The organism is Mesorhizobium sp. M7A.F.Ca.US.005.03.2.1 (genome assembly GCF_003997795.1).
GTDB classification, from domain to species: domain Bacteria; phylum Pseudomonadota; class Alphaproteobacteria; order Rhizobiales; family Rhizobiaceae; genus Mesorhizobium; species Mesorhizobium ciceri.
The window spans coordinates 1-9,317 of the sequence record NZ_RZRP01000162.1; the positions used below are offsets into that span (position 1 = coordinate 1).

Sequence of the window (9,317 nt, forward strand, 5' to 3'; positions counted from 1 at the left end):
GGTTACGATCGCCCAGCGTTCGGGCGGCAGCGAATCGAGAAATGCCACGGCGCCGGCGATCTGGATAATGCCTTCGAGATCGGCCGCCTCGGCCTTCAGCAGCAGATCAGCCTCGTGTGCCGGGTCGACGCCCGGCAGCGCCAGGCCGGTGATGGTCTCGATCGCGCGTACGCCATGGATCGTCGGCAGGAAGGCAGCGACGTCGAGGCCCTGGCGGCGTGCCCAATCGCTCCACACCCGTTCCGCCGAGGCGATGGAATTGATGAGCGTGCCGTCCATGTCGAAGAGGAAGGCCGCGAATTTTCTGCTTGAATACATGATTTTCCTTGAGTCCGGGGAGCGCTGGTGGGGTTGCCGAACCTAACGTCTCGACCGCGGCAGGGGAAGACACGGGGTGGGCTTTTCGATCGGCCCAGGGAACCACGGTATCCTCCGGGCGTTTGGGAAGGACTGCTTCTCACAAGATCGAAGGGGGGACCAACGATGCTGATCCGGCTCGGCTATGAAATCGCCATCGAATGCGTAGCCGCCACGCCGGTGATTTCAGTGCTCGAGATCCATCGGGACAGGCAGGCTGATATCAAGCGGCAGACGCGGGTGCTGACCTCGCCCGCGGTGCCGACAAGGCTGTACCACGATCTGCATGGCAATGCCTGCCGGCGCTTCACAGCGCCCGCCGGTGGTTTTCGCATCCTGTACGACGCGGTCGTCGAGGACAGCGGCGAGACGGACGAGGTAAACACGCTGGCCAGGGAAGTGCCGGTGGCGGACCTGCCGGACGAAGTTCTCGGTTATCTCCTGGGCAGCCGCTATTGCGAGACGGATCATCTGAGCAGCCTGGCCTGGCAGCTCTTCGGCGACATTCCGTCCGGTTGGGCGCGCGTGCAGGCTATCGTCGACTATGTCCACAACCGGCTGTCGTTCGGCTATGGCTATGCGCGCTCGACCCGCACGGCGGCTCAGGCGCATGAGGAACGCGTCGGGGTCTGCCGCGACTTCGCTCATCTGGCGATCACGCTTTGCCGCTGCATGAATATTCCGGCACGCTATGTGAACGGCTATCTCGGTGATATCGGCGTGCCAGCCGATCCGGCACCGATGGACTTTTCGGCGTGGCTGGAAGTGTTCCTCGACGGCAAATGGTACACGTTCGATCCTCGCCACAACACGCCAAGAATCGGCCGCATCGTCATCGCCCGCGGCCGCGACGCCACCGACGTGCCGCTGCTGCATAGTTTCGGCGCCCACCGGCTCAGCCTGTTCAAGGTATGGACCTATGAACAGGAAGGCAATCTGTTCAACCCGCCCTACCACGGTATCGACAGGACCGTCGGCGCACAGATGCTGGCCTAACGGTATGTCGATTCAGGTGAGGCCGGTCTGCAAATGACGGCTTTCTGCGCTTCCGGTGCTCACGGACCAAATGTCCGCTCCGCTCCGGTTCTCGAAAGCCATCATTTTCGACCTGGCCTGACCTGAATCTCAACACCCCTTGAGGCGCGGCCAAAAGCGGCCCTGGTTTTCAAACGTGATGGCGCTTTGGTCTTTCGACGGCCGGAGGCGTTGGATCCGATCATTTCGCGCCTTGCAGTCTCGGGACAACTGGCCCGCTTCGGCACACGGACCCTGTCCCGCAACAGGACGTCATCGGGATTCCGTGATTGCTTCGTCTTGAGCATGGTAACCGGCTCGTAAACGCAGCCGCGGCCGCGCTTTTCTGTTTACCAGTCATTCACCTTTGCGGAGCTTGAAGCCGAACAAAAACAATGATTTGGCGGCAAGCGGCCGGCCTTCTGCCAGCCAGCGGCGTCATCCGGCGGGAATCCTGCATTGCCCTGTCCGCGGCGACGAGGCCGAGGCGAATGGAGGCTGTAGGATGCGGAATTACGGGGGTCTTGTTCACGCGGTCGGCGGGTTCGCCAGGGATCGCGGTGGAAATTTCGCAATCCTGTTCGGCCTCAGCGCCTCGGTCTTGGCGCTGGCTGTTGGCTTCTCGGTCAACGTATCGCAGCTCTACAATGCCAGATCGAGCCTCCAAGGCGTCGTCGACGCCGCGGTCACATCGACGGCACGCGACCTAACGACCGGCGCCATCAAGGAAGCCGATGCCAACAAATCGGTGCAAGCCTTTCTCGACGCCAACAGCCAGGCAGGCATTCTGCAGGCCGACCAGATCGTACTCGACAGGCTGATCGTCAACAGGACCGCCAAGACGGTCCAGGCTGACGCCCATGTCGATGTCGGGCTGTATTTCCCGATTTTTGGCACGGGCGACATGAAACGCGTCGCCGCCTCCACGACGGCGCTCTATTCGGACAAGACCGTCGAAGTGGCGATGATGCTCGACATAACGGGGTCGATGGCCAAGCGCGGCAAGGTCGACAAAATCGGCGATCTGAAAACAGCTGCAAAAAACGCCGTCCAGACGATGCTGCAGAAACAGGATCCGCAGAACCCCCGCATCCGCGTCGCGATTGTGCCTTATGCATCTGGCGTCAACGCCGGCAAGCTGGCGGAAAACATCTATGCCGAGAAGCAAGGCAGCTCTGAGCTCCCACCCATCGCTGGCAGTCCGCTTCTCGTCGCCAAGACAGGCAAAAATCTGCTGCCGTCCTTCAGCGACTACATCTCCATGGTCGGCGCGGCGATGCCACGCCCCGACAATTGCGCCACCGAGCGCAAGGACAAGAACGGCAACGCGGATATGAGCGCCGACGGCCCGGATACTGTTCGCACCGACGGGAACGGCAAGAAATACTATGCTCTGGTCAACCGGGACGATCATCTCGGTGACGGGGACATGAACAGGTGCCCTGATGCCAAAGTGATCCCGCTGACCGCCGATTCCGATGCCTTGCTTGAATCGATCGAGGACTTCCGGGCCAATGGGTTTACGGCCGGCGCGATCGCCATTCAGTGGACCTATTATATGCTGTCGCCGCAATGGCGCACTGCGATCAGGAATGCCGGTCTTGGCAAGGGTGCCTCGGATGCCGATCCGAAGAAGATCGCCAAGGTCGCGATCCTGATGACCGATGGCCAGTTCAATACCGCCTTCGCCGGTGCTGGGGACAGCTACAACAGGCAGGGCACCCTTGCGCGCGGCAACGCCGAAACGCTGTGCGACAACATGAAAAACGACGGCATCGAGATTTTCACCATCGGCTTCGATCTGGACGACAAGGATATGTCGACAACCGAGCGGGACCAGGCAAAGGCGGTGCTGAAGGATTGTTCGTCGAAGGATACCTCCGGCGCCAAGAGGCATTTCTTCGACGTGTCCACCGGAGCCGAATTGGACAACGCCTTTCAGGAAATCATTCGCAACACCGAAAAGGTCGCATTGACCCAGTAGTCTAGTCCGCAAACGGAAAAGGCCGCCGCTTCTTTCGAAGCTGGCGGCCTTCCGTGTTTCCGTCCGTGGCGCGGCCCATGGCGATGACCTATCAGGTCAGCCGCCGCGCATTTCGCGCCTTAACGGGAAGACTGCTTCCCGAAAGTGCAATCCGCTGAGGCCACGTTCTGGAAAACGAAATCACTCGACATCGGATCACCTCCTTTCGATTTGTTGAACACATACTCATGATGGGGTGCATTGCAGCAAAAGACAAGGTGCAGGTCTGAAATTAACCAACGGGCGGGCCTGGTGCGGGCCGGCTTGCGATTGCCAGGCCGACCGGGCAAACTTCTGCCCCTGAGCCAGCATTCGGAGGAATCGCATGGAGGCAGCCGAAAAGGCCGCTCGCATCGTTCGAACGGTGATCGAGACATTGAAGCCGGGTTTTGCGGTCAGGCTGTGGACCGGGGAGCGGATCGGCCCCGCCACTGGTCCGGTGCTCACCATCAACGACCAGGACATCGTCTGGCAGATCGTGAAGCGACCGTCCCTGTCGACGCTGATCGAGATGTGGATTTCCAAAACGATCGACATCGAAGACGGGACGATCTTCGATTTTTATGCCCTGCCGTCGCAAGGCAAGCTCAGAACCAAGCTCAAGTCGCTGCCGAAAATGGCGATCCTGCGCGACCTGCCTTCCGTGCTTTTGGCACGCAAGCAGATGAGCGCGCGGACCGATCTGTCCGGGCGCAATCCCTATGTCAGCGGTTCGAGCCAGGAGGCGATCCAGCATCACTATGACATCTCGAACGCCTTCTACCGGCTCTTTCTCGACGAGCGCATGGTCTATAGCTGCGGCTACTTCAAGGATTTCGCCAATGGCATCGACGAGGCCCAGGTCGACAAGCTCGACCACATCTGCCGCAAGCTCCGGCTGAAACCGGGCGAACGACTGCTCGACATCGGTTGCGGCTGGGGCGCCATGCTGATCCATGCGGCGAAGAACTACGGCGTCGTCGGCCACGGTGTGTCGCTGTCGCAGGCGCAGACCGAGCTGGCCCGCGAACGCATTCGCGCCGAGGGGCTGGAGGACCGCATCACCATCGAGATCAAATCCTATGCGGAACTCACCGGCAGCTTCGACAAGATTTCGTCGATCGGCATGTTCGAACATCTCGGGCTCGCCAACCATGCGACTTATTTCAAGACCATTCATCGCCTGCTGAAGCCGGGCGGCATCTATCTGCACCACGCCATCACCCGGCGCAGCAAGGGCGACATCAAGAAGACCTTGCGCAAAGGGCCGGAGTTCAAGGCGCTGCTCAAATATATCTTTCCCGGCGGCGAACTCGACACCATCGGCATGACAACAGGCAATCTCGAGGCGCATGGTTTTCTCGTCTACGATGTCGAGAACCTGCGCGAGCACTATGCCCGCACCTGCAGGCTGTGGGCGGAGCGACTCAACGAAAGGTTCGACGAGGCTATCGCCGAGGTGGGCGAGGCCAGGGCGCGGCTATGGCTGCTTTACCTGACGGGCTGTTCGATTACCTTCGAGCGCGCATCGGCACAGATTTTCCAGACCGTCGTGACCAAGCGCGCGCGCGGTCCAAGCGGCCTGCCGCCGACACGGGCGGATCTGTATCGATAGCTTACAGGAAGCGCATCGCGTCGCCGACTTCGACGCGCGCCGGCCTGTCGACCGTGCAATAGACGCCGAGGTTGTGGGCGTTGTGGCGGACCAGGTTGCGCAGGATTGCCGGATCATGGTCGAAGCCATCCTGGGCGACGATGATGAAACCGCAGCGGCGGCAGGGTTCCGAGATGGTCAGCAGGAGATCGCCGACGGCAAGCTTGCGGCCGATCCATTCCGTTTCGGGAAACGAGCCTTCGATCGCCGCCATGTCGACAACGATGTTGGGGCGGAAGCGGCGCGGGTCGGCGACCCCTTCCGGGTGCAATGCTTTCAGGCGTGCCAGCGAAGCCGTGGTCAACAGATGAATCGACGCCTTGCGGTAGCGCTCCGCGGTCAGCGGGCCGGCATAGTCAGGCCCGGCATTCTCGCGGCGAAACGGACGGAGCGAGGCCTCGAAGCCGAGATAGGCCGACACCGCGCGGTCGCTCTCGATGCTTGGCGCGGCCAGCCAGTCGCCCTCGGGAACGGCAATCTCGAGTTCCAGGGTCGGCGACAGCCGGGTGCGGATGCGCGGCACCTTGTGCCATTTCGCGTCGCGGTCCGGTCGTGCGATCTCGTTGTCGGACACGTCGACAAGGCCGAACAGGCGGTCGCCGTCGATGCTCTCGACGTCGACCGAGATTGTTTTCAGGCGCTCGCCGGCAAGCGAACTCGCCGGATAGCGCCAGAGTTCGCTGACAGTGCCCAGCGCGGCCTGCATCAGCTCTTCTTGTTCTGCCGGTTGGCGACCAGATCATCGACGACGGCCGGGTCGGCCAGCGTCGAGGTGTCACCCAGGGCAGAAAAATCGTCCTCGGCGATCTTGCGCAGGATGCGACGCATGATCTTGCCGGAACGCGTCTTCGGCAGGCCCGGCGCGAACTGGATCTTGTCGGGCGAAGCGATGGCGCCGATCTCCTTGCGGACATGGGCAACAAGCTCCTTGCGCAGCTCTTCGGTGGGTTCGGCACCCTTCATCAAGGTGACGTAGCTGTAGATACCCTGGCCCTTGATGTCGTGGGGATAGCCCACGACCGCGGCCTCGGAAACCTTCTCATGGCTGACCAGCGCCGATTCGACTTCGGCCGTGCCCATGCGGTGGCCGGAAACGTTGATGACGTCGTCGACGCGGCCGGTGATCCAGTAATAGCCGTCGGCGTCGCGGCGGCAGCCGTCACCGGTGAAGTACTTGCCCTTGTAGGTCGAAAAATAGGTCTGCACGAAGCGGTCGTGATCGCCATAGACTGTGCGCATCTGGCCCGGCCAGGAATCGGTGATGCACAGATTGCCGTCGGCCGCACCTTCCAGCACCTTGCCCTCGCCGTCGACCAGCTGCGGCTTGATGCCGAAGAAAGGCCGCGTCGCCGAACCCGCCTTGAGGTCGGTCGCACCTGGCAGCGGCGTGATCAGGATGCCGCCGGTCTCGGTCTGCCACCAGGTGTCGACGATCGGCACCTTGCCGTTGCCGACGACGTTGAAATACCACTCCCAGGCTTCCGGGTTGATCGGCTCGCCGACCGAACCCAGCACGCGCAGCGATTTGCGCGACGTCTTCTTCACGTGCGCATCGCCGGCGCCCATCAGCGCGCGCAACGCCGTCGGCGCGGTGTAGAAGATATTGACCTTGTGCTTGTCGATGACTTCCCAGAAGCGCGACTGCGACGGATAGTTCGGCACGCCTTCGAACATCAGCGTGGTGGCGCCGTTGGCGAGCGGGCCGTAGACGATGTAGCTGTGGCCGGTTACCCAGCCGACATCGGCGGTGCACCAGTAGATGTCGCCGTCATGGTAGTCGAAGACATATTGGTGGGTCATCGAGACGTAGACGAGATAGCCGGCGGTGGTGTGCAGCACGCCCTTCGGCTTGCCGGTCGAACCCGACGTGTAGAGAATGAACAGCGGGTCCTCGGCCTTCATCTTCTCGGGCTTGCATTCGGCTTTCACCGTCGCGATCTCGTCGTGATACCAGACGTCGCGGCCTGAAACCCAGCCGGTCTTGCCGCCGGTGCGTCGCACGACCACCACCTTTTCGACTTTCGTTCCGGCTTTCGCGGCGATCTCGATCGCCCTGTCGGTGTTTTCCTTCAAAGGGATCGGCTTGCCGCCGCGCAGGCCTTCGTCAGCCGTGATAACGAAGGTCGACTTGCAGTCGTCGATGCGGCCGGCCAGCGCATCCGGCGAGAAACCGCCGAAGACGATCGAATGGACGGCGCCGATGCGCGTGCAGGCCAGCATCGCATAGGCGGCTTCCGGGATCATCGGCATGTAGATGGTGACTCGATCGCCTTTCTTGACGCCGTGTTTCTTCATCACATTGGCGAGCCGGCAGACATGCTCGTAGAGCTCGTTATAGGTGACCTTCTTGTCGTCGTAGGGATTGTCGCCTTCCCAAATGATGGCGGTCTGGTTGCCGCGCTTCTTCAGATGCCGGTCGATGCAGTTGTAGGAAACGTTGGTCAGTCCGTCCTCGAACCATTTAATCGAGACCTTGCCGTCGAAGGAGGTGTTCTTGACCTTGCTGAACGGCTTGAACCAGTCGATGCGCTTGCCGTGCTTGCCCCAGAATTTGTCCGGGTTCTTGACGCTGTCGGCATACCATTTCAGGTAGGTGTCATTGTCGATCAGCGCGTTTTTCTTCCACGCCGGCTGGACGCGATGGACATGAAACTCGGACATTCCTGACTTTCCTCCCGAACCAATCGCCGGCTTGAAATGCCGGCGGGATCGCGGCGACACGGCCGCGAATTCGGCGGCATTATTACCAGTTCCGCCGTTACGGCAACATTAGACGTTGGATTCGCGCGGCGGGATGCCGCAGGGGCTTCTCCAGGGCTGTCAGCACTCGAAGAGGTGCGCTGCTAACTGCATGTTTTCGCATGCTAAAGCCGGTTCAGATGAAGAAAAAATCAATAGACGGTTAATCAGCGGCGCGCACAATCAGCCGTGGGAGGACAGGCGAATCAACCTGGGGACCGTCATGCGCGACCATGCCGAAATGGACCTGATGCTCAAAGGCTATGGCTTGACCACTGCCAAGATTCTTTATCACTTTCCCGATCACCCGCATCTGCTGCAGAGCTTCATCTGGCAGGACTACGATCTCGCGCCGAAGTTTCCGGTGCTGATCAAGTTCATCGAATTCTGGAAGGCCAAGCTGGACGGGCCGCTGCATTCGATCAGCTACACCCACCAGAAGCTGATCGCGCCGAATGAATGGCGCAAGGTGGATGGGGAGTTTGTGCTGCACTAGGGGCAAGTTTCGCAGCAACGGCTTCTTGAGGTCGGCGTTCTACGACGCCCCCCTCTGTCCTGCCGGACATCTCCCCCTCAAGTGGGCAGATTGGCAGCTCCACCGACAACGCCGCCCCTTGTTAGGCCTGCGATTGGCGAAAGTCGCCGCGACATCCGATCTCCCCCCTTGAGGGGGAGATGTCCGGCAGGCCAGAGGGGGGCGCTGGCCCGCGAACCTTGCGCCATGACGGCCCGATGCGCTCAAACCACCGGCGGGTTCAACCGGGCAAAGCCTTCCTGCCGCCGATACGGGAAGTACGGGTAGGGCGCGGTGACTTCGCTTGCCGCGTCGAGCTGCCTTATCTGCTCCGGCGTCAAGGTCCAGCCGACGGCACCGAGGTTCTGGCGCAACTGCTCCTCGTTGCGGGCGCCGATGATGACCGACGATACGGTCGGGCGCTGCAGCAGCCAGTTGATGGCGATCTGCGGCACGGTCTTGCCGGTTTCCTCGGCCACGACATCGAGGGCATCCATCACTCGATAGAGATGCTCGTCCTCGACCGGCGGACCGAAGCTTGCCGTGTCGTGCAGCCGGCTCTGTTCCGGCAGGAGCTGGCCACGGCGGATCTTGCCGGTCAGGCGGCCCCAGCCAAGCGGGCTCCACACCAATGCACCGACACCCTGGTCGAGGCCGAGCGGCATCAGCTCCCACTCATAGTCGCGGCCGACCAGCGAATAGTAGACCTGATGGGCGACATAGCGCGGATAGCCTTGGCTGTCGGCTTGCGCCAACGACTTCATCACTTGCCATCCGGAGAAGTTGGAGACGCCGACATAGCGCAGCTTGCCGGCACGGATCAGGTTGTCCAGCGTCGACAGCACCTCCTCGATCGGCGTGCCGGCATCGAAGGCGTGTAGCTGCAAAAGGTCGATGTAGTCGGTGCCGAGGCGCCTCAGCGCATCATCCACGGATCTGATCAGCCGCGAACGTGACGAGCCGTAATCGCCCGGCCCATCGCCCATCGGCAGCGCGGTCTTGGTCGAGATCAGCACGGCATCGCGGCGGCCTTTTAT

General features: G+C 61.5%; 7 protein-coding genes and 1 pseudogene. 4 read left to right on the plus strand and 4 right to left on the minus strand.

Going from position 1 to position 9,317, the window contains the following annotated elements; genetic code table 11:
• Nucleotides 1–318 (minus strand): annotated as a pseudogene (locus EN991_RS11770) (HAD family hydrolase); the annotation flags it as partial.
• Nucleotides 319–483: 165 nt separating this feature from the next.
• Here EN991_RS11770 and EN991_RS11775 point away from each other — a divergent pair.
• The 3 genes from EN991_RS11775 to EN991_RS11785 all read left to right on the plus strand — a co-directional run bounded on the left by EN991_RS11775 (nt 484) and on the right by EN991_RS11785 (nt 4,988).
• Complete coding sequence (locus tag EN991_RS11775) at nt 484–1,353, plus strand: transglutaminase family protein (protein WP_013529017.1); 870 nt, start codon at nt 484–486, stop codon at nt 1,351–1,353.
• A gap of 523 nt (nt 1,354–1,876) precedes the next feature.
• Nucleotides 1,877–3,355: a TadE/TadG family type IV pilus assembly protein gene (locus tag EN991_RS11780; protein ID WP_127368801.1), complete on the plus strand. Its 1,479-nt coding sequence runs from the start codon at nt 1,877–1,879 to the stop codon at nt 3,353–3,355.
• Between the two features lie 364 nt (nt 3,356–3,719).
• Nucleotides 3,720–4,988, plus strand: a complete 1,269-nt coding sequence (locus EN991_RS11785) for a cyclopropane-fatty-acyl-phospholipid synthase family protein (protein WP_013529019.1) — start codon at nt 3,720–3,722, stop codon at nt 4,986–4,988.
• Nucleotide 4,989: 1 nt separating this feature from the next.
• Here EN991_RS11785 and EN991_RS11790 read toward each other — a convergent pair whose 3' ends face one another.
• Nucleotides 4,990–5,733 carry an MOSC domain-containing protein gene (locus EN991_RS11790; protein WP_127368802.1) on the minus strand — a complete coding sequence of 248 codons (744 nt, stop codon included), beginning with the start codon at nt 5,731–5,733 and terminating at the stop codon, nt 4,990–4,992.
• A complete protein-coding gene (gene acs, locus EN991_RS11795; RefSeq protein ID WP_127368803.1) occupies nt 5,733–7,688 on the minus strand; it encodes an acetate--CoA ligase in 1,956 nt (651 codons plus the stop codon). The genes EN991_RS11790 and acs overlap by 1 nt, the downstream gene beginning before the upstream one ends.
• Before the next feature lie 301 nt (nt 7,689–7,989).
• Between acs and EN991_RS11800 the strand changes: the two genes are divergently transcribed.
• Nucleotides 7,990–8,262, plus strand: a complete 273-nt coding sequence (locus tag EN991_RS11800) for an usg protein (RefSeq protein ID WP_013529022.1) — start codon at nt 7,990–7,992, stop codon at nt 8,260–8,262.
• A 242-nt stretch (nt 8,263–8,504) separates the two neighbouring features.
• On the opposite strand, the gene EN991_RS11810 is transcribed toward EN991_RS11800, so the two are convergent.
• A partial coding sequence (locus EN991_RS11810) for an aldo/keto reductase (RefSeq protein WP_164768992.1) occupies nt 8,505–9,317 on the minus strand: 813 nt, incomplete at its 5' end.